The 977-nt window shown below is 39.0% G+C and carries 1 protein-coding gene; it reads left to right on the plus strand.

Annotated features, from left to right (window positions below; translation table 11 throughout):
* Positions 1-226 precede the first annotated feature (226 nt).
* Positions 227-670: a DUF4279 domain-containing protein gene (locus ACRBG0_RS14045; RefSeq protein WP_431487501.1), complete on the plus strand. Its 444-nt coding sequence runs from the start codon at positions 227-229 to the stop codon at positions 668-670.
* The last annotated feature ends 307 nt before the right edge of the window (positions 671-977 follow it).

Here is a 977-nt window from a genome sequence, read left to right on the forward strand (position 1 = left end):
GAGTTGTACGCAAGGAGATTGAAAACCAAGCTAGATAGATGATTCAAGTACTAGCTTAAAGCGGCGCTCACCTGCGTTCGCCCTTGAAAATACACAGCCCTTATGGCTGAGATCAAATCAAAGAATTGAGAAAAGGGCATTGAAATAAGACAAGTTCAAGGAACGATTTGAGAAGTGATTCTTTTTTAGGTATAGAAACAAGAGAAATTAGAGGCCAATTATCAGTATGTGGGAAAAAATAACGTACAGTGGAAAGTCGTGTAACAGCTATCTGTATTTTTCATTTGATGGAGATCAATTCGACCCTAAAGTCGTTTCGCACGAGTTACAAATTGAGCCAACATCTGTTCGGATCAAGGGGAACCCAGTACCAAAATCTACTAGTTGGATGTATCGATTTGATGCCGGGGATAGCCCTGATTTAGAATCTATTCTTGAACGGTTAGTGAGTATTTTTGAGTCCAAAGCTCAAGAGATAACCCGTTTAAAGAAGAAATATGATTTAAGTACTAGACTCCAATTTGTAATCGACATTGATATTAATCCGAATGTTTCAACGCCATACTTTGGTTTGAATAAGAGAGCAATACATTTTCTTAAGGAGACTGAGACGATTGTGGATTTTGATTTGTATAAAGCGGATACATTAGGATTGTTAGATGATAGATAGTAAGCTCGGCCGTCAATTGTATTCCGTTGATATCGGAACAGCTTGGGTATTCTTCGCTTGGGTATCGAAGACAAAGCCGATGGTTTAGATTGTGGCCTTGCAGCTATTGTTACCATTTACTTTGTGTACGGCTTAATCAGAAGGCTTTGCTTATAGCTTCAGAATCGGGCGGCGTGACAGGAACATTAAATCGCTTTTGCTTGGTTTAGGGAGGTCAAAAAATGGAGCACATCATCATAAAAGTGAGGTTAGTGTCGAGTAGAATGAAGTAAATTTATGAAAGCGTACAACTTAGCTTGTGCGACAA

It is taken from the genome of Lewinella sp., assembly GCF_050633125.1.
In the GTDB taxonomy this organism is placed as follows: Bacteria; Bacteroidota; Bacteroidia; order Chitinophagales; family Saprospiraceae; genus Lewinella.

What these genes read in the sequence shown, in the direction of transcription:
- ACRBG0_RS14045 (WP_431487501.1), top strand. Translation starts at nt 227, where the DNA reads ATGTGGGAAAAAATAACGTACAGTGGAAAGTCGTGTAACAGCTATCTG.